Here is a 22,615-nt window from a genome sequence, read left to right on the forward strand (position 1 = left end):
ATTTCAAAAACTCCTTTTAATTAGGCTACTTCATCTTCGAGATTATTTAAATCATTAAACTTTTTCTTCATGGTGGGATTATTTCTAGTTAATTTCTTTACTGTTAAATCTTGAGATTTGCTGTCAGCGGATAAAAGATGTTTTTTTGAAAGAATTAAAGCCTCCTTTGTTTTTTGTAAATGGTTTATTGATTTATCAATTTCTGAAATTGCATCATTAAATCTATCTTGGGCAAGTGAAACATTTTTACCAACTGCATTCTTAAATTGCTCAAGAGTACTTTCAAAATTAGTTATGTCATAATTCTCCCGTTTCATTAAATCTATTTGTGATTTATATTTTAAAGTTTCCATAGATGCATTTCTTAGTAGAGAGATAATTGGCAAAAAGAATTGAGGTCTTATTATATACATCTTTGGATATCTATGAGAAACATCTACTATACCAGAATTATATAATTCACTATCTGGTTCCAGAAGAGAAACGAGTACTGCATACTCACAAGATTTTTGCCTTCTGTCTTTATCTAATTCTTTTAAAAAATCTTCGTTTTTTCTTCTATTAGTTCCATTTATACTTTCGTTCTTCATCTCAAACATTATGGATACGACTTCGGTTTTATTCTCATCAAATTCCCTAAAAATGTAATCACCCTTGCTTCCAGAAGTGGCATCATTATCCTTTTCGAAATATGAGTTTTGAAATGCAGTAGCGCGATTAAGATTGAATTGAGTTTCACAGTGAATTTCTAAGGTTTCTCCTACCATTTTTGTAGATAATTTAGATTTCATTTCTCTAAGCTCTTGAATAGTGAGATCCCTTTCACTAATTTTGCTTTTGAATTTCTCTTCAATTAATTTTTCATTTATTGATTGTTCAAGCCTCATCTTTTCAATTGAATTTGTCAAAGATGAGTTTTCTTTCTCTAAATTAGAAACAGCTTCATTGACTTTATTTTTTAAGGACAATTCTGAAATTAAAGACTGGTTTTTAATTTCGTCCTTTAACTTGATTAATTCATTATTCAGTGAATTAATTTTGTTTGTTGCTTGATTTTTTAAATCATTAAGAGAATTTATTTTCTTTTCTTCAGCTATTTTTAATTTAGATTCAAGAGTTTGGATCTCAGACTCTTTAATGCGATTTTGCTCTATTAGCTTTATTTTTAACTCACGCTTTAAAAGTCCCAAAGCTTTTTTGTTATCTTCTTCAGCCAAAATTAGTCTTTCTTTTATTTGTTTATTAAATTCTTCGTCTTTTATCTGAAGCAGTATTTCTTCAAAGCTGCTGGGATCAATTCGGAAAGTTTTGCCACATGAAGGACATTTAATATCTTTCATTTTTTAATTGCAACATTAATTTTAGTAAGGATTTAATATTCAAATTAAGTAAAAAGAATATTATTCTTGACTAAGAATAAACAATGATCCAATGTTGTGCATTAAAAAATAAAATAATTACCCTAAGAAATTCATATTAATCCAGATTCTTTAAGAATATTAATTTTATTTGCTAATTCAATATCTGCAGATGATATTGAGCGATCTGCTGTTTTGTGAGCAGAAACTGTGTAACCACTGTCATCAACAAATTCATCTTCAGCATCTTTTAAGTGGTTATTCTCATTTTGAAAATCTTTATAATTATTTGACTTGTATATATTTGATTTTGTGTTGTTGCTATAACCAAAATTCGCAATACCTCTGGCATCTAATGCTTCTTCAACTAATATTCCAACTACTTTAGATCTACTTATTGATTCGCTATTGGATATTTCATCAATGATTTCAAGTACTCTTTTTCTTGGAAGATATCCTATTCTTTTAACTTTATTTTCCATGATTATTTACATATGTCGATATTGTAACACTTCTGTCAAATGAAAGCATATTTTGATTGATAATCCTATTTGTATATTTTAAAAATGCGATTAATGTATAATTTTAGAGCACTAATAGAAAGTTATTTCTTAAATATTAATGAGGATAGTTTTATATGCTTCCTCTATTAAATCTTTCAGATTGAAATTATTTCTGAAATTTTCTTAATTTAAAATCTAAATATTATGAAAGATAAACTATATAACAATGCTGATAGCTTTGCAATGTCATTTGATGAGGAATGGGAGAATATTGATTGTGATGATTTCCGATTAAAGATGGATAAGGTATTTGAAGTTTTATCAGAACACCCTTTTTTAATCTCTAATCCAGAAAATGCAAAAAAATTGGCGGAATTTAGGATATTTTCATTAAAAAAATTTCAATAATTATTTATAAAATTTTGAAATTAATTATTTAAATTTAATTTTCATTACTTAAGATTTAAACAGTTGGCGAATTAAAAAATCCCTTGCTATATAAAAATATTATTATGCCAATTATTGGACCTATTCCAAATACAAAAAGGACTAATTTTGCCGAATTTTTTGTTTGGCCTAATTTCTGATCATTTACATTTGATTTAGGTTGAAATTTTTTTGATTTTTTCTTTATCATGAATGATATATTACTACATCCCAACTTTAAAAGATTTTGACTTGTTGTTGAGTTTGTAATAATTTTCAATTAACAAAATTAAAATGTAAGTCAAAAAAGACTGTGATGTATAATATAAAGAATATAAAGCAAATATGAGTGCAACTAAGAGAGAGGAAGTATGTTCTCACCTCAGGTATATAAGGTTAGAGCTTAGAGAGATGCATCAAATGCTTATCAAAGAAGATTTGATGCCAGATCTTAATGAAGCAAAGGAAGTGCATGCACAACTAGATGCTTTATTGGATTTATTATCAGAAAAAAGAGTAAAGAAGATAAAAAGTCAATTTTAAAACTTTTGTTAAATTGAATATATTCAAAAATAATTTGTGGCCGATTCTATCTTTTTTCGATTATCGTGCATTTGTTCTAATTTATTGTAGATTTCTTTAATTTGTAATTGTATTAGATCGGTTGAATTTATATTGCTTAACGCATCTAATGCCGATAGAAGGCTTTCCTTTGCTTCAATTAAATGTCTACATTCTTTACTGCCTGCTTCGTATGACATAGTAGTTTAACTAAAATATAATTATCACAAATATATTAAAAATTCTTCAGTATTGCTTGATACTCTTATCAAATAAACGCTTATTATTGTAATTTTCAATACAGAACAAGTAACTAACTTTACTAAAATTTAATAAAAACTTATGCAAGATAACACCAATGATTATAAATTCTCTCTTAAATTAGCTTTAGATAATGCAAAAAAAAGAATTAATTTACTAGATAATTCAGATAAAAAGTGCGTTATGGAAGAATATAAGGAATGGATTAATGACGGTTTAAATAAGCATACAGTTTTACTATTAAGAGATGATCCAATAATCTAAAGTTGATTTAAAAATATTTTCTAATTCTTTGTACTAGAAGTAACCCTAAATAAAAAATAAAGACTTACGATAAAAAAAAGTGCCAAAATTAGAGTTAATGAAGAAAAATTATGCATACCTTTATAAATTAAAAAATTAATTTAACTATAGCAGTTAAATTAAATAGATCTTGTAATCATTTTTCTTTAAAAAGAGAAAGAATAAAATTATCCAAATTTTCTCTTTCTAAAAATATTTTTTTGTTTTTATAGGTTTTTAATTTCTTAAAAATTAAATCAACTAATTGTTCTGATTTAAGATTCATATATTAAATTTATTTTTCTAATAAATAAATTTTTTCTTCACCTATTTTATCTGGCTTAGTTATTTTACATCCTTTATCTTTTTCCATATTACAATCTTTTGTGGCAGGGACAGATTTCCAGGAACAAATTTTTTCTTGGGAATCTTCTTTTAAAATATTCCATCCATCCTCTAAGTATTTTGAAATACCATCCTCTACACAGGAAAACTTTATTTCAATTCTTTTCTTTTCTGAATTAGAAATCTCACTAATATTTTCTTCCAAATTTTTTATTGTATTCTCTTCATTGATCGATGTCCTACAAGAAGTTAAGAAAATTGCAATTAGAATTATTTTTGGAAATTGTTTCATTATTTTCATTTTTTTACTTTTGATGATTCCAGATCATTTGAATTATAGTTTATTTTGATTCTATTAATTTTAGTAGTTTATCCATTTTATTCATCAATTCTTTTACATCATCTGGCTTAGGTAATATTAATTCTTCAGTAACTTCTAACTGCATTTTCTTTAAGTTTTGCCTCAAATCTTTTAAATGCATTTTTACGTTTTCTTTCTTTAGTTCTATATCAGTCATAGGATTAAAATCTAAACTTTATTTAACTTGAAATTACTATCATAATATTGGATTGGCTATTTTATAGACACTAACTAAATTTAATTTTTTAAATTTTCTATTTCATAGATTTCTTCGCCACCATAACAAAAATTTGTAGATAACATTCTTATCTCCCTATTATTAATTCCAATCGTATTTTTATTTTTAATAATATAGTTTCTAGCAATTACCTCACAATCTAATTTGTTTTTTGTATGTTTAATAACTGGATAAAAATAGGCCAATGTAGTAATTACAAAAAATAATGTTATTAATGATTTATTTTCATTTTTAATAAATTCTTTAGATTGTTTTTTGGCTTTTAATATTTTTATTAGTAATTTATCTGGTAATCCTATTTGAACAAATAAAAACTCAACCCACCATGGAAGACCTTTATCTTTCTTTTTATTTGATTTTTCTAAATTATTCATTTTCTTGGTTTCATAGTTTTGGTTTCTAACCTCTTTAGGATTAGTTGTTTCTTTTTTACTCATATCATCGAATGATTTTTTTGGAATGTAGAGGTTTTATTTTGATTTGAAAACTATATTTTTATTTTATAAGTTTTAATTTAATTTATCTATGAATTTGAGTATTGTTAATTTGTATTTAGAAACTTTAAATGGCAAAAAAAAGAAGGAAGTTAAATAAAGATTTTGAAAAAAAAATATATTCATCAAAAAAAAATGTCGAATTAGTATTAGCAAAAATCTATGATATTGATGATGAAGACATACAAAAAGAATATATAAGTGCTTTTAACAGAGTGGTTTACTTATATGATGAATTAAAAGAAGATTATGAACGGCAAGGATTTTCCGATAATTCAGAAGAACTTCTTTCACACTATAAAAATGCTTTTAATCTTTTCGAATCAGAATTTGAAATTTAGATTCAATTTTTAGTTACCGTTTGTAAGGTGAGACAGGTATTTCAATAAGCTTTCCTTTTTGGAGATTAGATCTTTTTTCTTGTAAATCTTTTATACATGGGATTACCTTTTTCTGGTTCTTGCAATATCTTTTTATTTGGTAGTCAGTAAGTGAGAATGTTTCATTACTAAATGAAAAAAAAACCAATAAAAACAAACATGATTTTAAGCGCAATTTCATTGTTTCTCTCCTAACTGTTTTCTAATTGTCTTTATATTTAACTACTTACTATTATAAATATCTATAATTTGTTTTAAATCATCTTTACTTAAGTCTGTTGAAATAAAAACTTCTTGGGCTGTTTTACCCTTTCTTGCTATTGCTTTATACCCATTTATTGTTTTTACTGACAATCTAATTATCAATTTAGAAGATCTTCCCCTCACTCTTGATATCGCAGCAGGAGTTATTGTCTTGATATTTATGTTTAGCGCTAACTTCTGGAGTATTGGAATTAGACCTTCTATATTCGTACTATGATTTAAGACTAATCTACCCAATTTAATTTTTAATTCATTCTATTGAGAAAATTTTGTTTCTGAGAAATTAACTTTAGCTTTAAAATAATAAAAAATTTTTGAAGTTCTGTTATATTTGTTAAAGCGATTCAAATCTAATGATCTTTCAAATAGGTTGGGCAGCATTGGCTGCAATTTTTACTTTTTCAATTGCCATGGTTGTTTGGGGAAGAAATGGTGACGGATCTATTGATATATGATTTCATTTTTAACTTATGAAGTCTATATAAATAAATTCCTTATCTTAACATCATTTGTTTTACTATTACTTATAACTTTCGCTGTAATTTATATATCCTATGTCTCTTGGAAGGATAAAAAAAGATTAAAAAAATAGACATTATTTTTGTTCTTTTTTCTTATTCTTGATTTTGAGCTCTTCAATTAATTCTTTTGCTTGTTCCATTTTTGATATGCTACTTTTGTAAATACCAATATCTTTTTCTGCTTTATTAGTAGATAAGCTTAACTTCTCAAAAATATCAGAGGTCATCTTATTTATATCTGATTCATTTTTCTCTTTTACATCTTGGGAATTTGAAATTAATATATATATGCCTAAGTTCAATATCCTTGAAGGATAGAGTTCAATATTGCTTTTTTCTTTTAATAATTTCAAAATATCTTTAGATGTTTTATCGTGAAATTCCTTTTGTGATTTTTGAGATATTTCATTAATTTCCTTTGCTTCAAAATTTGTAGAACTACATAGAGATTCAAAAAGAAGATCCAAATGTTTCTCAGGTTTATATCCTTTCATTAATTCTTTGAATGTTTCAGTGAGACCAATACAAAAGAGATAATCTTGAGTAAATTCATTTTGATGATTTAGAAGATTTAGTTCGACAAGCATTTCATCAACTATTCTTTTATATAAACCCGGAATAACGTAAGGAAATTTTTCATGAAATAACTTTTTGCTATCTGAGACAGTCAATTTTTCTTTCAATTTTTTTATATGTAAACCTTAATAAGGTTAGCGTATGTTGACTCAATATCGTTAATATCTAATAAACAGATAAATATTATTATGATCCCTTTAGTTTTAGAAGAGTCTGGCGGTAGTGAAAGAGTCTTTGATATTTATTCGAGATTATTAAGAGAAAGAATAATCTTTTTAGGAGAACAAGTTACTAGTGAAACTGCTAATAGAATTGTTGCGCAATTATTATTCCTTGAAGCAGAGGACCCAGACAAGGATATCTATATGTATATAAATTCTCCAGGAGGATCTGTCTATGATGGGTTGGGGATCTTTGACACAATGCAGCATGTTAAGCCTGACATACATACAGTTTGTGTAGGTTTGGCAGCTAGTATGGGCGCTTTTTTGCTTGCAGCAGGTACTAAAGGTAAAAGAAGCAGCCTTAGACATTCAAGAATAATGATTCATCAGCCTCTTGGAGGTGCTAGAGGGCAAGCCAGTGACATAAGAATTCAAGCAGATGAAATTTTGTTCTTAAAAGAACGTCTTAATACTGAATTATCAGAACGAACTGGAAAGGATTATGAAACTATCAAAGAAGATACTGATAGAGATTTTTATATGTCTCCAAACGAAGCTGTAGAGTATGGATTAATTGATTTGGTATTAGATAAGAAACCAATTAAAGTTTAACTTAATAGCTGAGGTGTTCGATCTTTTTCCGGAATTTTGACGTACTTGGAAAGAATATTTACAAATTCTTCACCGTCTAATGTTTCTTTTTCTATAAGTAAATCTACAATTTTATCCATAGCTTCTCTATTCTTACTGACTATAGCGTAAGTTTCTTTATAACATTCCTTTACCATTACTCTTACACTTTCATCTATTTGTTTAGAAATTGAATCGGAAACTTCACTTCTGGTCATTAAATCTCTACCAACAAAAACTTCTTGATTACCGCTTTCTAAAGCTATGGGTCCTAAATTACTCATCCCAAATCTTGTAACCATTTGTCGAGCCATAGAAGCAACTTGTTGGAAATCACCTCCCGCTCCTGTTGTAATCTCACCTTTTCCAAAAACTACATCCTCTGCAGCTCTTCCTCCTAAAGCACCCATTATTCTAGCTTTTAGTTGAGCCCTACTAACAAGGGTTTGTTCATCGTCTGGAGTAAACCAAGTTAATCCTTTAGCCTGACCTCTTGGAATAACTGTCACTTTTTGAACAGGATCATGTGCTTTTACTAGTGAACCTATTAGGGCATGACCAACTTCATGATAAGCAATTAATCTCTTGCTTCTACCATCTGTTAATGGAGAACCTTCCATCCCTGCTACTATCCGATCTACAGAGTCATCAATTTCTGAAATACTGATAGAGTCTTTTCTTCTCCTAGCGGTTAGGATGGCAGCCTCATTTAATAAATTTGCTAAATCTGCTCCAGTAAAACCTGGTGTTCTTCTTGCAATGCTTTCGAGTGTTAAATCTTGTTGAAGTTTCTTATTCCTAGCATGAACTTCCAATATTGATAGTCTGCCTTTGATATCAGGCGCGTCTACAGTTACCTGTCTATCGAATCTGCCAGGTCTCATTAAAGCTGAGTCTAGGACATCGGGTCTATTTGTGGCAGCAATTATTATTATGCCACTATTACCTTCAAAACCATCCATTTCAGTAAGCAATTGGTTCAGAGTTTGTTCTCTCTCATCATTACCTCCACCAATACCAGCACCTCTTTGCCTTCCGACAGCATCTATTTCATCAATAAAAATTAAACAAGGACTATTCTCTTTAGCTCTTTTAAAAAGATCTCTTACTCTACTAGCTCCAACACCAACGAACATTTCAACAAATTCAGAACCTGATAAAGAGAAAAATGGTACACCTGCTTCCCCTGCAATTGCTTTGGCTAAAAGGGTTTTACCAGTACCAGGAGGTCCTACCAGTAGAACACCTTTGGGAATCCTTGCTCCTACAGAAGTGAATTTTTCTGGTTTTTTTAGAAAAGTGACAACCTCTTGTAAATCCTGTTTAGCTTCATTTACACCTGCAACATCATCGAAAACTACTCCTGTTTCAGCTTCCATTGCAAATCTTGCCTTGGTTTTTCCAAATTGCATTGCTTGCCCAGGGCCTCCTGGCATACCATTTGATCTCCTGGCTAACAAAATTAAACCTCCAATTAAAATTGCAGGAAAGAGTAAATTGCCCAAAATCCCTAACGCAGGAGGAGCTGTTTTAACTGGATGCACATCAAAACTGATTCCCTCATTTTTTAAGATGTTTATAAGTTCTGGTGTTAAGCCTGGAAGATCTACACGTAATCTTTGTACTTTATTATCTAAATCCGAATCTATTGTCTCTATAACTGCGTTTCTACCACCCTCAAAAATATCGACAGATGTAACCCTTCCTGCATTAATGTAATCTAAAAATCTTCCGTAACTAACCCTTGCTACCGCAGAATTTCTTGGTGCAACAGTAGTCCCATTGGATTTAAGTGAATCAACATTGCTTGAAGATAAAAATTGGTAGGAGAGTGCTATTACTAAGAGTATAGGTAAAGCCCATAAAATTAATGTTTTAAATTTCTGATTCATTAATTTGTATCAAGTTAATTATACGATTCTAGAATGAATCAGTGCATTTCGTTGATATTTTCTCCAACTTTATGCTTATACTACTTTTGAATGTATCTAATTTATAAATGAAATTTGAGATCAATGATAAGGTTAAGTTGATTGCGCCAGTCTCTTACTTAAAGACCTCAGATAATATGCCAATGTTAAGACCACCTGATCTAGTTGCAATTGATGAAATTGGAGAAATCCTCTCAATCAAATCCCCAGATACTGTTGAAGTAAAGTTTAGAAGAGGTTCGTTTTTAATCGATATTGATAATATTGAGAAAAACTAAATTAAAAGTTTTTATTCCACCTATTAGATATTTCTAAACATATTTTTTCATTACCTGAAATACTCAGAAAGGGGTTTGAAAAATACTTTTTAGTTAATTTGAGAATATCTAATGAAGATATTTCATTTATTTTTGAATTTAAATCTATCTCGGAAATTGGTGAAATACCATAGCTAATTAATTGTATCTTTCTCTGTAAAATTTCATCTAGTGATTGATTCCCTAAGAGAAAAGAACCTTTTAGTTTTTCTTTTGCTAAAAGCATTTCAGCATCAATCAAAGGATTTAAAAGTAAATCTTTCCATAAAGTTGATAAAAGTTCAAAAGCAAAAAGGGCTTTTTTATTTGATACTGACAAATAAACTAAAAATGGAGCATTCTCGCTCCTAACTGGATAATAAACACCTAAATCGTAAGTGATTCCATTTTTTTCTCTAAAAAGTTTAAATAAAGCAGCGCTCATTCCATAAGATAAATATGATTCCAAAACCTTAAGAGGCAAATATTCAATACTTCTACGAGAGCAAGTTTGGTTACCCAACATGATTATCGTTTGATTTGAATCATTATTATTGAAATCAAATCTTTTGTTAGGACTTAAATCTTGATTTATAGGTCTTAATTTTTCTTCTATAGGTTTTTTTTCTAATGTTTCTATAGTTACACCATTTATTTCTAAATTATTTGAAATTAAATACTTATCTCGACTTTTAAAATTTTTAAACTCAAGCAAAACATCTTCATAGGTAATCTTTGAGACATCATTTGCATTGCCATTTGTACTAAAGGCATAAGGATGATTTGAGTAAACAATTCTTCTCCATTTTTCAAAACAGATATTAAATGGATTCTCTTTGTCTTTTTTTATAAAATTAATTGAGGATTTTTTTACTTTTTGAAATTCAGTTTCTAGAAGAGTTGGTTTATTAATTATTAAATCTAATAAAGGTAATAATTTGCTGAAATGTTCATTTAGGGATTTAATGCTTATTGAAATACCATCTTCAAATACTTCTTGATTTAATTCTGCTCCATAGGACGCAATATACTCCGAAAGAGTGAAATTGTTAAACCCCTCACATCCTCTGGTAAGTAATGAACTGAGGATCTTGTTTATTCCTTTTTTGCCAACACTATCAAAATTACTGCCTCCTTTAATCCAAATTGAAGCAGTTGAAAAATTCCTTTTTTTACTTTTTAAAAAATATCTTTTTAACATTAACTAGGGGATGCAATTAAAGTGAATTTTTCTCCACTTATATATTCTGTTATCTCTTTGAAGTTATCCAAGTCATTCCAATACTTTAAATGACTTTCTAAATTATTGATTGAAGATTTTCTCCCCCAAAGAAGTTCATTTCCAAAGAATGAAGAAAGTTGTGAAGATGTCTCTAAATTAAAGACATAATTACTTTTCACAATATTTATTGCTTTTTTTAGTTCATCCAAAGTCAAGGCTTTACAAGTTAATATCTCATTTATTGTGTTATTAATTTGCTTTTCCACTAAATCAATATCTTTGGACTCACAACTTGCTTCAATAATAAATAATCCGCCTAATTCTCCAGCATTTACATCTACATATACGGATTCAACAAGATTACTATCTTCTTTTAAAATTTTAACTAATCTGCTGTTTCTTCCAACTGAGAGAATTGATGCCAATACCTCTAGTCCAATAATATTTTTTTGATCATTTAGGTTAGGGATAAACCAAGCCATAAATATTCTTGAAAACTCTAAATTATCAAACTTAACTGACTCTCTACCATTCCTAATTTTTAAAGAGGGCTTATTTTTTAAATTTATTAAATTTGGACTTTTATTTATGCCAGATAGATCACTTTTTTCAAAAATTTTATAAATTTTTTCAGAGAGATTTCCAGCAATTGCAATACAAATTTTTTCGGTAGTGTAATGTTTGCTATGAAATTTTACAAGGTCATTTATCTCCAAGTTTTCAATACTATGTTCATTTCCCAGGATCGAATTGGCATAATTCGGACTTAGCCAAACCCTTTTCAAAAAATAATTAAATAGTCTTTCTTCAGGCTGATCATTTTGTTGCTTTATTTCATCAATAACTACACCTTTTTCTTTTATAAATTCATCAGGATTAAAATCTGGAGCAACGACTATATTTGTCAAAAGAGCAAGTGATTCTTTAAAGTTACAGGGTGGAACTAATACATGGTAATGTACATCATCATAACCTGTTGAAGCGTTACTTAAACCGCCGAGTGATTCAATTTTATGGTCAAACTCACCTGGCATTAATTTGTTTGATCCTTTAAAAATCATATGTTCTAGAAAATGAGCAGTGCCGTTTTTATCAACATCCTCAAATGAAGAACCTGCTTTGCACCAAATATCAATGCTTATCAGCGGCAATTCTTTATTATCCACAAACACACATTTAGTTTTGCTTGAATGGGTGTAGTAGTTAACATCTCCTACTTTCATTTCGGTTATCTCTTTAAATTCTATTTTGGTACCTTTTAGCCTTGTTGTCTGAATCTTTAACTAAAACAAAATTAACTGACCCTCTTATTTTGGACTTATTACAAAATATTAGAGATCATAGATCCATGCTTAAGGACCTTAAGAGTATAAAAATTGATCCAAGTCTAACTAACATAATATCTAACGAAATAGGCAGGGAACTCTATATTGAAAATGAATTTCATAAAGCAAAAGGATTTAGAAAGTTACATATTGAAGTAGCAGAATTTTCAAAGAATCTTAAAATATTACATTGCGTTTTTTTCCCTGATCCAAAGTTTGATATTCCAATTTTTGGGATGGATTTGGTAAAAATAAATGATATTGTTTCTGCTGCCATTGTTGATTTATCTCCGGCATCACAAAACCAAGGTTTAAAATACGAAAAATTTCTTTCTGAAGTTGATAAAAGTTCTTTTACCTCTTTAAGAGAGATTCCAAAATGGGGAGGGATTTTTTCTAATAATGTATTTTTTGCTTCCTTAAAAAATAAATCTGAAAAAAATGATTTTTGTAGAGTTGTGGATCAATACCTTTCTATTTTGATCGAATTAAGCAAGAAAGCCAAACCGGAAGTTAATGAAGAAATTATCCAAGAGAGAATAGATTTTCAAAAAAATTATTGTGTTCAACAAATGAAAAATGAAAAAACTAGTATGGTGCTTTTAAAATATTTTGATGAAAAATGGGTCAATAATTATATAAAAACAGTTCTCTTTGATTTTTAATGAAATTAAAAATATTTAAAAATTTATTTATTTATTTTTTATTATTTATACCAATATCTCTTGGGGTTATCTCCTGTTCTGGAAATAATAAATCTAGTTCACAATATAAGGAGGAAATAACTTCAGATTATATACCGCCTATTACAGCTGTTGCCGCACTAGGTCAACTTTCTCCTTCGGGAGAAATTAGGCAATTGGCAGCTCCAATAAGTCAGTTTGGCTCTTCCCCACGAATTGTCGAAATTTTAGTAGATGAAGGAGATTTTGTGAAAAAAGGTGATATCCTGGCAATCTTTGAAAATGGAGAAAAGTTAATTGCTGATCTTGAAAGAAATGAAAATCTAATAAAAACTATTAACGATGAAATTTCCCTTAAGAAAGATCAAATTGAGCGGTATGAGTTGGCTTTGAGCAATAATGTATATTCTTTTGTAGAGTTTTCACAGAGAAAAGATGAATTATTAAAATTGCAAAAACAGAAAATAAACCTTATCGGAGATCAAAAAAATATCAAGATAGATCTATTAAATTCAAAACTAAGGAGTCCAATTGATGGTTTTATCCTTGGAATAAATACGAGAGTTGGTGAGAGGCAAAAAAATGAAGGGATTTTGGATATTGGTTCTAGTCAAAAAATGGAAGCTTTGATAGAGGTTTATGAATCTGATATCGATAGAGTCTTTATTTCTCAGAATGTCGAATTGAGCAGTGAGAACGGCGGTTTCCAAAAAATTCTTAATGGAAAGGTGATTAGGATTAGTCCTCAGGTAAAACAAAGAAAAGTTTTATCGACTGATCCAACAGGAGATGCTGATTCGCGAATTATCGAGGTACTGGTAAAACTAGATCAAGATTCTATAGAGACTGTTCAAAACTATGCAGGAATGAAAGTAATTGCAAAATTTATTCCCTGATGAGTTTTTCTTTTTTTAAATTTAGAAAAATTCCATTAGCTTGGTTGTTGTTAACTAGGCAACCATTAAGGCTAGCAGTTGCCATAGCCGGAATCAGTTTTGCAGGGATTTTGATGTTTATGCAATTAGGTTTTAGAGATGGTTTATTTGACACGAGCGTAACTATTCATAAACTTCTAGATGCCGATCTTGTTTTGATAAGTCCTAGATCAAAAAGTTCTATAAGCATGAGTGGATTCCCAAAAAGAAGGTTAATACAAACTCTCGCAGTAGAAGATGTTAAAAAAACTGCACCCGTCAATCTGAATTATTTACTTTGGAGAAATCCCGAAAATCTTAAAACTAGATCAATACTTGCGTTAGGTTTTAATCCCTCCGATTCACTTCTTTTAGATGAGGGATTCTCAAAGAAAGCTTATAAACTTAGAAATCCATCAAGAGTTCTTTTTGACAAACTATCTAGACCTGAATTTGGACCAATTGAAGAATGGTTCTTATCTGAAAAAAAAGTTGAGACTGAGGTCGCTGGAAAAAGAGTAATTGTTGAGGGCCTTGTGGAGTTGGGACCATCTTTTGGTGCAGATGGTAATTTGATAACAAGTCGAGAAACCTTCTTAAGACTTTTTCCTGCTAATCCTCCTGGTAGTATAGAAATTGGTTTGGTTAAGCTAAAAAAAGGATCTGATCCTGAATTGATTTCAAGGATATTAAATAACTCACTCCCAAATGATGTTAAAGTTCTTACAAAAAAACAATTTATAGAATTTGAGAAGAATTATTGGAAAAATAGTACTGCAATAGGTTTTATATTTAGTTTAGGAGCTTTGATGGGTTTCGTTGTAGGGTGTGTGGTTGTTTATCAAATTCTTTATAGTGACGTTACAGATCACCTACCAGAGTATGCCACCTTATTGGCAATGGGGTATAGACTTAAATCCCTTTTCTTTGTAGTAGCTAGAGAGGGGGTTTTGTTGGCATTGTTTGGTTATTTACCTGCATATTTCTCTGGACAAATACTTTACTCAGTCATAAGAAGTTCCACTAAACTCCCAATAATAATGGACGCAAATAAATCTATCCTAATCTTTGTTTTAGTTTTAGTTATGTGTATGGGGTCTGCTGCTGTTGCGATGCGTAAATTAGTTGATGCTGATCCTGCAGAAATTTTTTGACAATTAAAGATAAATGCTTAAAGCTAACAAAGCAAAAAATAATATTAAAAACCTGAAAACAGTCTCAATAAATAATTTGAGTCATTTTTATGGAAAAAATGAGAATAAAAAACAAGTTCTTAATGACGTTAATTTAAATATTGATAAAGGAGAGTTGGTTCTTTTAAAAGGACCTTCTGGATGTGGTAAAACGACTCTTTTAACATTAATTGGTGCCTTGAGAACCTGTCAAAGTGGAGATTTAACTGTATTAAATAATCAGTTAAATGGAGCATCAAGGAAAACGCGTCAGATTCTTAGAAGAAGTATTGGAATGATTTTTCAAGGTCACAATCTTCTTAGATGTTTAACAGCAGAACAAAATGTTCAGATGGGCGCTGATTTAATAAAAGGTTTAACATATTTGCAAAGACGTGAAATAGCGCGGAATTGGTTGTCAGCAGTAGGATTAGAAGAGCATCATAAAAAGTTGCCAAATGACTTATCTGGTGGGCAGAAACAGAGAGTAGCAATAGCTCGAGCTTTATCTGCTAACCCAAAACTTTTATTAGCTGATGAACCCACTTCTGCTTTAGATAGCGTCACAGGAAGAGAAATAGTAACCCTTTTAAGAAAACTAGCAAAAGAGCAAAATTGTTCTGTACTTATGGTGACGCATGATCCTAGAATTTCTGATATGGCTGATAGGATATTAAATATGGAAGATGGTAAAATATATGGTGCTCATAGTGAGCTAATATAATAAAAAAATTAAAATTTCATGTCTAAGAGAAGGAATCTAAAAAAAGAAAAGCAGGAACGTAATCGAGCGTATGCTAGAAAATTCAAAAAAAGGAAATTAAGAACTGATGGAAGACCTGATAGTGGAAACGTTACAGGCACAGCAAATAATGGCGGTGCAGCTGATTAGGGAATATCTTTTATTTTTATCTTTTGGAGTCCAATATATTATGCATATTTAGGACATAATCATGAATGTAAGTATTGTTATACCGACTTACAATAGATTACCTATATTAGAGAAATGTCTCTTTGCGCTTGAAAATCAAAAATTAAATACAAATATCAGTAATTATGAAGTAATAGTAGTTGATGATGGATCCACTGATGGGACAACTTCATGGATAAATAAAAACAAAGCTAATCTCCCACACGTTAATCTATTTCAGCAAGAACATGGAGGACCTGCACTTGGAAGAAATCTGGGAGTAATTAAATCAAAATATGAAATTATTATATTCATTGATAGTGATCTTATTGTTTTAGACAATTTTATAAATTGCCACGTAGAAAAATTACTTTCTTCTTGGAGAAAAAATGATAAAAAATGTTTTACCTATGGCTCGGTAGTCAATACATCTAATTTTCTAAATCCTCAGAGTGAAAAACATAAAATAATGGACACTTCTTTTGCTTACTTTGCTACTGGGAATGTTGCGATATCAAAAGAATTGATTTTAAGTGTGGGATTATTCGATACTTCTTTTAGTCTTTACGGTTGGGAGGATTTAGAACTTGGAGAAAGATTAAAAAAAATTGGGACAAAATTAATTAAATGTCCAAATGCAGTAGGTTTTCATTGGCATCCGCCATTTAATTGCGAACAAATAGATTCATTAATAGCTCAAGAAAAAGAGAGAGCAAAAATGGCGTTGGTGTTTTATAAGAAACATCCAAATTTAAGGGTTAGATTTATGATTCAATTAACTCCTCTTCATAATTTACTTTGGCAAATTCTTTGCTTGGGAGGACTAATCAGTGTTGATAGAATCCTTCCTTTATTAAGATTCCTGGTAAATATAAGAAGAAATAGACTTGCACTTGAGATCCTCAGGATCCCTCTAAATATGATTTACATTAAACAGTTAACCAAATCAAGATAAAAAACTTTTAGAAATACACATCACTTGCTAGAATCGTTGAAATCAAATCCACACATCTGACAGTTTCGGGTGATTTATTAATATAAATTCCCCGTCAGATGGAGGCTAACCCGAAACCCCTTTTTAATTATGGCTGTTGTATCACTATCAGAAATGATGGAAGCTGGTGCTCATTTTGGGCATCAAACTAGACGTTGGAACCCCAAGATGTCTAAGTATATATATTGCGCGAGAAATGGAGTTCATATTATTGATCTTGTAAAAACAGCATTGTGTATGAACAATGCTTATAAATGGACGAGAAACGCAGCAAAAAGTGGTAAACGTTTCCTATTTGTCGGTACAAAAAAACAAGCATCAGATGTTGTAGCTCAGGAAGCTACACGCTGTGGAGCCGCATATGTAAATCAAAGGTGGCTTGGAGGGATGTTGACTAATTGGACAACAATGAAAGCTAGGATTGAAAGATTAAAGGATCTAGAAAGAATGGAAAGTAGTGGTTCAATAGCAATGAGGCCTAAAAAAGAAGCTGCAGTATTAAGGAGAGAACTTGAAAGATTACAAAAATACTTAGGTGGACTTAAGGGTATGAGAAGATTACCAGATGTAGTTGTATTGGTTGATCAGAGAAGAGAATCTAATGCAGTATTAGAAGCTAGAAAATTAGATATCTCATTAGTATCGATGTTGGATACAAATTGCGATCCGGATTTGTGTGAAGTTCCAATTCCTTGTAATGATGATGCTGTTAGATCTGTGCAACTTATTTTAGGAAGACTTGCTGATGCCATAAATGAGGGTAGAAAGGGCTCTAGTTCCGAAAGAAAAAATTAAATTCTAATTTAAAACTTACTATTCACTATTTTTTATTACTTCAAATGGGAAACATTACAGCAAAACTTGTAAAAGATCTTAGAGACAAGACTGGCGCAGGAATGATGGACTGCAAAAAAGCACTTAATGAAACTGATGGAAATGTTGATAAAGCTTTGGAATGGTTAAGAAAGAAAGGCATAGCTAGTGCTGAAAAGAAATCGGGAAGAGTAGCGGCAGAAGGGGCAATTGGTAGTTATATTCATACTGGATCAAGGGTAGGCGTTTTACTAGAGTTAAATTGTGAAACTGATTTCGTTGCTAGAGGTGATATCTTCCAATCTCTGTTGAAGGATGTCTCAATGCAAATAGCCGCCTGCCCAAATGTTGAATATGTATCAATTAATGAAATACCGAAAGATGTTGTAGAAAAAGAAAAGCAGATTGAAATGGGTAGGGAAGATTTGTCAGGAAAACCGGAACAAATTAAAGAAAAAATAGTTGAAGGGAGAATAGCAAAAAGACTTAATGAGCTAATTTTGCTTTCACAACCCTATATTAAAGATAGTTCTCTAACAGTTGAGGATCTTGTTAAACAAGCAGCTGCAAAAATTGGGGAAAATATCCAAGTAAGACGCTTTACCAGATATACATTGGGTGAAGGTATTGAAAAAAATCAGATGGACTTCGCTGAAGAGGTTGCATCAATGCAAACAAACTAGTCACTTGAATGATTTGAATAATTTCAATAAGTACATAGATATAGATAAAATTAACTCTCAATTAGAGAGAGCAGACATACAAAAAAGAGTATTAACTAGAAATATCTATAGGGAATATGAGCTTTATCTTAATCTCGTAAGAGATCTACTTTACATCTCAGTAGAAAAAGGCCTTAACCAAATATATAGTTTTCCAATAATTAATGATCTTTGCTTAAATGAAAATGAATTCTATAGTCTATTTGAACAAAAAATAAGTAAATTAATATTTGAGAATTTGCCCTTATTAACAGTAGAACAATTAAAAATAAATGAAAATGAAGAAAATATAAATAAGAAAATTAATTTTACTATATTTGATGGTTCCACAAAAACAAAGAATGAAGAAGAAAAATTTCAATATGAAGATGGTTTTCAATTAAATGAACCCACTCAGTTCCAGATTAGTAATGATTTTCTAAATACTTCTGAATATTATCAAGCTCATAATTATGAGAAATTCGCATCACTTGATTTAGATAATAACAACCATAATAATTATTCGTCTCGTGACAATATTTTTGAAAATTTAGGAGTTGAAAAACAATTTATCACCTCCCTACTTGAATTAATAGGAGAAGAAAAGGTTGAAAAACTAAGACATCCAGAAAAAGACAATATCAATCAAATGAATAATTCACCAAAAAATGAGATTCTTAAAAATTTTGATTTAATAGACAATTCATTGGAAAATTTACTAATTAATCTTTCTTATGATATTAACCAAGAATTATTTAAGGCAAATCTAATAAAAAAAATGATATCTAAAGATTCCTTTGATTACTTAGTAGGCAAAAATTTCATGATAAAACATCCATATCCTTTTTTTATTAATTTTGAATTAAGCTTAAATCGGTCATCATTAAACGGTAATAACCTTCCAAGTATTATTTTCTTTAATATATCTACTGTTGAGTTAGAGTTTAAAAATTTAAATCTTTCTATTCAAAGGAACAAAATAAATGAGCTAAAAAATCAATTTCAGCGTTTGATTAAAAAAGAGACATATTGGAGGCAAAAAGAAATAACTTTGAATAAGATACGATGAAAAAATAACTCTTTTTCAAATGTGACTACTAGCGGAAATAATAATAAATTAATTAAAGATTGGATAAGACCTCTACAAAAGTCTCTAACTATTGAAACTGAAAACAAATTTATTAATACTTTTGGAAGAGAAAAATTTTTCAATGATTATTTGCATGAATCATTGAAAAAATTAGATTATCTAAATCTCTCAGACGAATATTTGAGGATATTTTATGAATTTTCTTCAAAATATAATGAATATAATAAATTAGATGAAAATCAAAGAAAAAGATTAATTATTGATACAAGAAAAAATCTTTATAAACTTGGTAAAACTCTAGAAATAGAAAGTTCTAATAATATTTCTTATAAAATTTTTCTGAATAATGCTGATTCAAGTTTGTCTTTTGATTCAGATATTTCATTAATAAAAAATGTTGGGAAAGTTTATAAAAATAAGCTTAATGAATTAGGGATATTTCATATAAAGGATCTAATTAATTATTTCCCGAGAACATATTTAGACTATACGAATAGAGTTAAGATAATTAATTTAAAACCAGATAATTTATATACGTGCATCGCAAATATTAAAAGATTTTATATTTATAAAAGTAAAAAGAATAGTAATTTATCAATAATGAATTTTGTAGTTTCTGATGAAACGTCTTCAATAAAGGTTACAAAATTTTTTTTAGGAAGAAGATTTAGATCTTACTCCTTCTTCTCATCTCAGAAATCTTTGTATGCTCCTGGTACTAAATTAGCAATTTCCGGTAAGGTTAAATTAACAGAGTATGGCAAAACTTTTGTAGATCCGCAGATTGAAATTCTTAAGGATAATAATGATAATTTTAATTTCTCAGGCAAAATATTACCCTTGTATTCATTAGGTGAAGCATTATCAAATATGAGTTTTATAAAACTTATGAAAAAGGTACTAATTTATGCAAAGCAATGTCCAGAAATTTTAAATAAAAAGCAACTTGATTCATTATCTTTATTATCTAAAGGAGAGTCGTTGATTAATATTCATTTTCCACCAACTCAACAGGCACTTATTGATTCAAAAAAACGTTTGGTTTTTGATGAGTTGTTCCTACTGCAAATAAAGTTTCTACTTAGAAAAAGAAAGACGAACAAAAATGTAACTTCCCAACAATTACCTCAAAAGAAATCTTTACTAAAAGAATTTTTAAATACTTTTCCTTTTGAATTAACAAAATCTCAAGTAAATGTTTTAAGTGAAATCAAGAAAGATTTATCTAATCCCGTACCAATGTCTAGATTGCTTCAGGGAGATGTGGGAAGCGGTAAAACCATAATTGCAATAGCGTCTCTTTTACTTGTCATTGAAAAAAACCTTCAAGGTGCATTTATGGTCCCAACAGAGGTATTGGCAGAACAGCATTATAAAAATTTATTAAAATATTTGAATCCCCTTTTAGTTTCTGTTGAACTACTTACTGGGAATACTCCTCAAAAAAAGAGAAAAGAAATTTTTTCTAATTTGAAAAATGGATTAGTTGATATCCTCGTAGGCACTCATGCATTATTTGAGGATAAAGTTATCTTTAATGCATTAGGTATGGTCGTAATTGATGAACAACATAGATTTGGAGTTACTCAAAGAAATAGATTACTAAATAAAGGAGAAAATACTAACTTGTTATCAATGACAGCAACCCCAATTCCAAGAACCCTTGCACTCTCTATCTATGGAGATTTAGATGTGAGTCAAATTACAGAGCTCCCTCCTGGGAGAGTTCCAATAACAACTAAAATAATTTCAGAAGATGATTTAACTAACTTGTTTAAGATTGTTGAAGATGAGATCAATAAGGGAAAGCAAGCTTATGTGATTTTGCCACTTATAGAAGATTCAGAAAAAATGAATTTAAGCTCCGCAAAGAAAATATTCAAACATTTATCAGAAGAGATCTTTTTTAACAAAAAAGTGGGATTATTGCATGGCAAATTAAGTTCACAAGAAAAGAATGAAGTAATTAATTCTTTTTTAAAGAATGAAATTAATATATTGGTTTCAACCACAGTAATTGAGGTTGGCATTGATGTGCCTAACGCCACAATTATGATTATTTATAATTCGGACAGATTTGGATTGTCCCAGCTACATCAATTAAGGGGGAGAGTTGGTAGAGGATCAACAAAATCTTTTTGTTATCTGGTAACCCCCGATAAAAATGGATTAGAAAATAAACGACTTTGTGTTTTGCAAAAATCTAATGATGGCTTTTATATTGCTGAAAAAGACTTGGAGCTTAGAGGACCAGGTCAGATTTTAGGATATAGACAATCCGGATTGCCTGATTTTGTACTGGACAATTTACCTAACAATAAATTTCTTATTGATAAGGCTCGTGAAGAGGCTATTAAGATTGTTAGTGATGATCCTGACTTAAAAGAAAATATTGTTTTAAGGAATATACTTATTGATAATTCTGATAATAAATTCATTCATGATTTCTTAAATTGAAAACTATCATTGTAATTTTTGATAGATATGCCACTATAAATCAATTGCAAATTTCAATTGAAAATTTGGAATAAAATACCAATTAAAGATAATGGAGATAAATTAATAGCTATACCTAGCTGCCTAAAGTTTTTAGATCCCCATCCCTACTTTCATTTGGGAGCACCTTACAAAGATAAAACTTCTATTTGGAAATTAAGAGAGGAGGTTGTAAATAGATTAGTAAAAGTAAATGATTATTTGATATCAAAGAGTAGTTTTAACCTTTTAATTTATGACAGTTGGCGACCTATAGAAGTCCAGGAATTCATGTTTAAAAGAGCATTTTTATTAGAGTGCGATAAATCCGATATTGATATTTCTTTTGAAAATATAAAATCTTATCCATCCATTTTAAAAAAAGTTGAAAAATTTTGGGCATATCCTTCTCATGACACTAGGTGTCCTCCCCCTCATTCAACTGGGGGTGCTTTGGATGTTTGTTTATCAGATAAAGACGGAAATCTTGTTGAAATGGGAAGCATGGTTGATCAAATGGATGAGACATCAAATCCTTATTTTTATGCAAACAGAAAGAATGAAGGAGCAATTATTTGGAATAGTAGAAGAAATTTTTTAAGGGAAATTATGACTAAATTCGGATTTGCTCAACATCCTAATGAATGGTGGCATTTTAGTTATGGTGATCAATTATGGGCTTGGAAAAATAAAAAAGCAAATGCCCTTTATGGGAAAATTTAAAT

Annotated in this window: 31 protein-coding genes; 18 read left to right on the forward strand and 13 right to left on the reverse strand. The window is 29.6% G+C overall.

Annotated features, from left to right (window positions below; genetic code table 11):
* Positions 1 to 20 precede the first annotated feature (20 nt).
* Both EW14_RS03890 and EW14_RS03895 read right to left on the reverse strand, forming a co-directional pair.
* A complete protein-coding gene (locus tag EW14_RS03890; RefSeq protein WP_042850196.1) occupies positions 21 to 1,340 on the reverse strand; it encodes a DUF2130 domain-containing protein in 1,320 nt (439 codons plus the stop codon).
* Between the two features lie 131 nt (positions 1,341 to 1,471).
* Complete coding sequence (locus EW14_RS03895) at positions 1,472 to 1,840, reverse strand: hypothetical protein (RefSeq protein ID WP_042850198.1); 369 nt, start codon at positions 1,838 to 1,840, stop codon at positions 1,472 to 1,474.
* Positions 1,841 to 2,065: 225 nt separating this feature from the next.
* On the opposite strand from EW14_RS03895, the gene EW14_RS03900 reads away from it, so the two are divergent.
* Positions 2,066 to 2,269, forward strand: coding sequence for a hypothetical protein (locus EW14_RS03900; protein WP_042850199.1), 204 nt, complete (start codon positions 2,066 to 2,068; stop codon positions 2,267 to 2,269).
* A gap of 55 nt (positions 2,270 to 2,324) precedes the next feature.
* On the opposite strand, the gene EW14_RS10040 is transcribed toward EW14_RS03900, so the two are convergent.
* A complete protein-coding gene (locus EW14_RS10040) occupies positions 2,325 to 2,567 on the reverse strand; it encodes a hypothetical protein (RefSeq protein ID WP_156095662.1) in 243 nt (80 codons plus the stop codon).
* Positions 2,568 to 2,632: 65 nt separating this feature from the next.
* Here EW14_RS10040 and EW14_RS03905 point away from each other — a divergent pair, with 65 nt between their 5' ends.
* A complete protein-coding gene (locus EW14_RS03905) occupies positions 2,633 to 2,830 on the forward strand; it encodes a hypothetical protein (protein ID WP_042850200.1) in 198 nt (65 codons plus the stop codon).
* Positions 2,831 to 2,853: 23 nt separating this feature from the next.
* On the opposite strand, the gene EW14_RS03910 is transcribed toward EW14_RS03905, so the two are convergent.
* Entirely contained in the window at positions 2,854 to 3,048 is a 195-nt protein-coding gene (locus tag EW14_RS03910) for a hypothetical protein (protein ID WP_042850201.1), read from the reverse strand.
* Positions 3,049 to 3,190: 142 nt separating this feature from the next.
* On the opposite strand from EW14_RS03910, the gene EW14_RS03915 reads away from it, so the two are divergent.
* Positions 3,191 to 3,373 carry a hypothetical protein gene (locus tag EW14_RS03915; RefSeq protein WP_042850202.1) on the forward strand — a complete coding sequence of 61 codons (183 nt, stop codon included), beginning with the start codon at positions 3,191 to 3,193 and terminating at the stop codon, positions 3,371 to 3,373.
* 313 nt (positions 3,374 to 3,686) lie between these two features.
* On the opposite strand, the gene EW14_RS03920 is transcribed toward EW14_RS03915, so the two are convergent.
* The 3 genes from EW14_RS03920 to EW14_RS03925 form a co-directional block, all read right to left on the reverse strand.
* On the reverse strand, positions 3,687 to 4,037 hold the full coding sequence (locus EW14_RS03920; RefSeq protein ID WP_042850204.1) for a hypothetical protein: 351 nt from the start codon (positions 4,035 to 4,037) through the stop codon (positions 3,687 to 3,689).
* A 40-nt stretch (positions 4,038 to 4,077) separates the two neighbouring features.
* Positions 4,078 to 4,254, reverse strand: a complete 177-nt coding sequence (locus EW14_RS10045; protein ID WP_156095663.1) for a hypothetical protein — start codon at positions 4,252 to 4,254, stop codon at positions 4,078 to 4,080.
* 80 nt (positions 4,255 to 4,334) lie between these two features.
* A complete protein-coding gene (locus EW14_RS03925) occupies positions 4,335 to 4,772 on the reverse strand; it encodes a hypothetical protein (RefSeq protein WP_042850206.1) in 438 nt (145 codons plus the stop codon).
* Positions 4,773 to 4,900: 128 nt separating this feature from the next.
* Between EW14_RS03925 and EW14_RS03930 the strand changes: the two genes are divergently transcribed.
* Complete coding sequence (locus EW14_RS03930; RefSeq protein WP_042850207.1) at positions 4,901 to 5,170, forward strand: hypothetical protein; 270 nt, start codon at positions 4,901 to 4,903, stop codon at positions 5,168 to 5,170.
* 13 nt (positions 5,171 to 5,183) lie between these two features.
* Here the strand turns inward: EW14_RS03930 and EW14_RS09845 are convergent, their stop codons facing one another.
* Positions 5,184 to 5,390: a hypothetical protein gene (locus EW14_RS09845; protein WP_071840799.1), complete on the reverse strand. Its 207-nt coding sequence runs from the start codon at positions 5,388 to 5,390 to the stop codon at positions 5,184 to 5,186.
* Between the two features lie 41 nt (positions 5,391 to 5,431).
* Positions 5,432 to 5,710 carry a DUF2103 domain-containing protein gene (locus EW14_RS03935; RefSeq protein ID WP_042850208.1) on the reverse strand — a complete coding sequence of 93 codons (279 nt, stop codon included), beginning with the start codon at positions 5,708 to 5,710 and terminating at the stop codon, positions 5,432 to 5,434.
* Between the two features lie 116 nt (positions 5,711 to 5,826).
* Between EW14_RS03935 and petN the strand changes: the two genes are divergently transcribed.
* On the forward strand, positions 5,827 to 5,928 hold the full coding sequence (gene petN / locus EW14_RS03940; protein WP_011376303.1) for a cytochrome b6-f complex subunit PetN: 102 nt from the start codon (positions 5,827 to 5,829) through the stop codon (positions 5,926 to 5,928).
* 140 nt (positions 5,929 to 6,068) lie between these two features.
* Here petN and psb29 read toward each other — a convergent pair whose 3' ends face one another.
* Entirely contained in the window at positions 6,069 to 6,677 is a 609-nt protein-coding gene (psb29, locus tag EW14_RS03945) for a photosystem II biogenesis protein Psp29 (protein WP_042850209.1), read from the reverse strand.
* A 78-nt stretch (positions 6,678 to 6,755) separates the two neighbouring features.
* Here psb29 and clpP point away from each other — a divergent pair, with 78 nt between their 5' ends.
* The gene (gene clpP, locus EW14_RS03950) at positions 6,756 to 7,346 is read left to right on the forward strand and encodes an ATP-dependent Clp endopeptidase proteolytic subunit ClpP (RefSeq protein ID WP_255347401.1); all 591 of its coding nucleotides are present in this window, start codon (positions 6,756 to 6,758) and stop codon (positions 7,344 to 7,346) included.
* On the opposite strand, the gene ftsH is transcribed toward clpP, so the two are convergent.
* Positions 7,343 to 9,256 carry an ATP-dependent zinc metalloprotease FtsH gene (ftsH, locus tag EW14_RS03955; protein WP_042850211.1) on the reverse strand — a complete coding sequence of 638 codons (1,914 nt, stop codon included), beginning with the start codon at positions 9,254 to 9,256 and terminating at the stop codon, positions 7,343 to 7,345. The two genes, clpP and ftsH, sit on opposite strands and share 4 nt — an antisense overlap.
* 107 nt (positions 9,257 to 9,363) lie before the next feature.
* On the opposite strand from ftsH, the gene EW14_RS03960 reads away from it, so the two are divergent.
* Positions 9,364 to 9,573, forward strand: coding sequence for an NAD(P)H dehydrogenase assembly family protein (locus EW14_RS03960; RefSeq protein ID WP_042850212.1), 210 nt, complete (start codon positions 9,364 to 9,366; stop codon positions 9,571 to 9,573).
* A gap of 1 nt (position 9,574) precedes the next feature.
* Here the strand turns inward: EW14_RS03960 and EW14_RS03965 are convergent, their stop codons facing one another.
* Entirely contained in the window at positions 9,575 to 10,792 is a 1,218-nt protein-coding gene (locus EW14_RS03965; RefSeq protein WP_042850213.1) for a pitrilysin family protein, read from the reverse strand.
* A complete protein-coding gene (locus EW14_RS03970; protein ID WP_042850214.1) occupies positions 10,792 to 12,036 on the reverse strand; it encodes a pitrilysin family protein in 1,245 nt (414 codons plus the stop codon). Before EW14_RS03970 ends, EW14_RS03965 begins: the two co-directional genes overlap by 1 nt.
* A gap of 41 nt (positions 12,037 to 12,077) precedes the next feature.
* Here EW14_RS03970 and EW14_RS03975 point away from each other — a divergent pair, with 41 nt between their 5' ends.
* The 11 genes from EW14_RS03975 (at position 12,078) to EW14_RS04020 (ending at position 22,613) form a co-directional block, all read left to right on the forward strand.
* On the forward strand, positions 12,078 to 12,803 hold the full coding sequence (locus EW14_RS03975) for a phycocyanobilin:ferredoxin oxidoreductase (RefSeq protein ID WP_042850215.1): 726 nt from the start codon (positions 12,078 to 12,080) through the stop codon (positions 12,801 to 12,803).
* Positions 12,803 to 13,717 (forward strand): HlyD family efflux transporter periplasmic adaptor subunit, encoded by a 915-nt coding sequence (locus tag EW14_RS03980; protein ID WP_042850216.1) that lies wholly within the window; start codon positions 12,803 to 12,805, stop codon positions 13,715 to 13,717. Before EW14_RS03975 ends, EW14_RS03980 begins: the two co-directional genes overlap by 1 nt.
* A complete protein-coding gene (gene devC / locus EW14_RS03985) occupies positions 13,717 to 14,889 on the forward strand; it encodes an ABC transporter permease DevC (RefSeq protein ID WP_042850217.1) in 1,173 nt (390 codons plus the stop codon). The genes EW14_RS03980 and devC overlap by 1 nt, the downstream gene beginning before the upstream one ends.
* A gap of 13 nt (positions 14,890 to 14,902) precedes the next feature.
* Positions 14,903 to 15,631, forward strand: a complete 729-nt coding sequence (locus EW14_RS03990; RefSeq protein ID WP_042850218.1) for a DevA family ABC transporter ATP-binding protein — start codon at positions 14,903 to 14,905, stop codon at positions 15,629 to 15,631.
* An 18-nt stretch (positions 15,632 to 15,649) separates the two neighbouring features.
* Complete coding sequence (locus EW14_RS10050; RefSeq protein ID WP_156095664.1) at positions 15,650 to 15,799, forward strand: hypothetical protein; 150 nt, start codon at positions 15,650 to 15,652, stop codon at positions 15,797 to 15,799.
* Between the two features lie 61 nt (positions 15,800 to 15,860).
* Complete coding sequence (locus EW14_RS03995) at positions 15,861 to 16,772, forward strand: glycosyltransferase family 2 protein (RefSeq protein ID WP_042850219.1); 912 nt, start codon at positions 15,861 to 15,863, stop codon at positions 16,770 to 16,772.
* Between the two features lie 129 nt (positions 16,773 to 16,901).
* The gene (gene rpsB / locus EW14_RS04000) at positions 16,902 to 17,606 is read left to right on the forward strand and encodes a 30S ribosomal protein S2 (protein WP_042850220.1); all 705 of its coding nucleotides are present in this window, start codon (positions 16,902 to 16,904) and stop codon (positions 17,604 to 17,606) included.
* A gap of 44 nt (positions 17,607 to 17,650) precedes the next feature.
* Complete coding sequence (gene tsf / locus EW14_RS04005; protein WP_042850221.1) at positions 17,651 to 18,307, forward strand: translation elongation factor Ts; 657 nt, start codon at positions 17,651 to 17,653, stop codon at positions 18,305 to 18,307.
* Entirely contained in the window at positions 18,243 to 19,394 is a 1,152-nt protein-coding gene (locus EW14_RS04010) for a hypothetical protein (protein ID WP_042850222.1), read from the forward strand. Before tsf ends, EW14_RS04010 begins: the two co-directional genes overlap by 65 nt.
* 21 nt (positions 19,395 to 19,415) lie before the next feature.
* Entirely contained in the window at positions 19,416 to 21,872 is a 2,457-nt protein-coding gene (recG, locus tag EW14_RS04015) for an ATP-dependent DNA helicase RecG (protein ID WP_042850223.1), read from the forward strand.
* A gap of 57 nt (positions 21,873 to 21,929) precedes the next feature.
* On the forward strand, positions 21,930 to 22,613 hold the full coding sequence (locus tag EW14_RS04020; protein ID WP_042850224.1) for a M15 family metallopeptidase: 684 nt from the start codon (positions 21,930 to 21,932) through the stop codon (positions 22,611 to 22,613).
* The last annotated feature ends 2 nt before the right edge of the window (positions 22,614 to 22,615 follow it).

Source organism: Prochlorococcus sp. MIT 0604 (genome assembly GCF_000757845.1).
Classification (GTDB): domain Bacteria; phylum Cyanobacteriota; class Cyanobacteriia; order PCC-6307; family Cyanobiaceae; genus Prochlorococcus_A.

Bases quoted from the DNA above. Each gene is read 5' to 3' on its own strand.
- EW14_RS03890 (WP_042850196.1), bottom strand. From the start codon at position 1,340: ATGAAAGATATTAAATGTCCTTCATGTGGCAAAACTTTCCGAATTGAT.
- EW14_RS03895 (WP_042850198.1), bottom strand. From the start codon at position 1,840: ATGGAAAATAAAGTTAAAAGAATAGGATATCTTCCAAGAAAAAGAGTA.
- EW14_RS03900 (WP_042850199.1), top strand. From the start codon at position 2,066: ATGAAAGATAAACTATATAACAATGCTGATAGCTTTGCAATGTCATTT.
- EW14_RS03905 (WP_042850200.1), top strand. From the start codon at position 2,633: ATGAGTGCAACTAAGAGAGAGGAAGTATGTTCTCACCTCAGGTATATA.
- EW14_RS03910 (WP_042850201.1), bottom strand. From the start codon at position 3,048: ATGTCATACGAAGCAGGCAGTAAAGAATGTAGACATTTAATTGAAGCA.
- EW14_RS03915 (WP_042850202.1), top strand. From the start codon at position 3,191: ATGCAAGATAACACCAATGATTATAAATTCTCTCTTAAATTAGCTTTA.
- EW14_RS03920 (WP_042850204.1), bottom strand. From the start codon at position 4,037: ATGAAAATAATGAAACAATTTCCAAAAATAATTCTAATTGCAATTTTC.
- EW14_RS10045 (WP_156095663.1), bottom strand. From the start codon at position 4,254: ATGACTGATATAGAACTAAAGAAAGAAAACGTAAAAATGCATTTAAAA.
- EW14_RS03925 (WP_042850206.1), bottom strand. From the start codon at position 4,772: ATGAGTAAAAAAGAAACAACTAATCCTAAAGAGGTTAGAAACCAAAAC.
- EW14_RS03930 (WP_042850207.1), top strand. From the start codon at position 4,901: ATGGCAAAAAAAAGAAGGAAGTTAAATAAAGATTTTGAAAAAAAAATA.
- EW14_RS09845 (WP_071840799.1), bottom strand. From the start codon at position 5,390: ATGAAATTGCGCTTAAAATCATGTTTGTTTTTATTGGTTTTTTTTTCA.
- petN (WP_011376303.1), top strand. From the start codon at position 5,827: ATGATCTTTCAAATAGGTTGGGCAGCATTGGCTGCAATTTTTACTTTT.
- ftsH (WP_042850211.1), bottom strand. From the start codon at position 9,256: ATGAATCAGAAATTTAAAACATTAATTTTATGGGCTTTACCTATACTC.
- EW14_RS03960 (WP_042850212.1), top strand. From the start codon at position 9,364: ATGAAATTTGAGATCAATGATAAGGTTAAGTTGATTGCGCCAGTCTCT.
- EW14_RS03965 (WP_042850213.1), bottom strand. From the start codon at position 10,792: ATGTTAAAAAGATATTTTTTAAAAAGTAAAAAAAGGAATTTTTCAACT.
- EW14_RS03970 (WP_042850214.1), bottom strand. From the start codon at position 12,036: ATGAAAGTAGGAGATGTTAACTACTACACCCATTCAAGCAAAACTAAA.
- EW14_RS03980 (WP_042850216.1), top strand. From the start codon at position 12,803: ATGAAATTAAAAATATTTAAAAATTTATTTATTTATTTTTTATTATTT.
- devC (WP_042850217.1), top strand. From the start codon at position 13,717: ATGAGTTTTTCTTTTTTTAAATTTAGAAAAATTCCATTAGCTTGGTTG.
- EW14_RS03990 (WP_042850218.1), top strand. From the start codon at position 14,903: ATGCTTAAAGCTAACAAAGCAAAAAATAATATTAAAAACCTGAAAACA.
- EW14_RS10050 (WP_156095664.1), top strand. From the start codon at position 15,650: ATGTCTAAGAGAAGGAATCTAAAAAAAGAAAAGCAGGAACGTAATCGA.
- EW14_RS03995 (WP_042850219.1), top strand. From the start codon at position 15,861: ATGAATGTAAGTATTGTTATACCGACTTACAATAGATTACCTATATTA.
- rpsB (WP_042850220.1), top strand. From the start codon at position 16,902: ATGGCTGTTGTATCACTATCAGAAATGATGGAAGCTGGTGCTCATTTT.
- tsf (WP_042850221.1), top strand. From the start codon at position 17,651: ATGGGAAACATTACAGCAAAACTTGTAAAAGATCTTAGAGACAAGACT.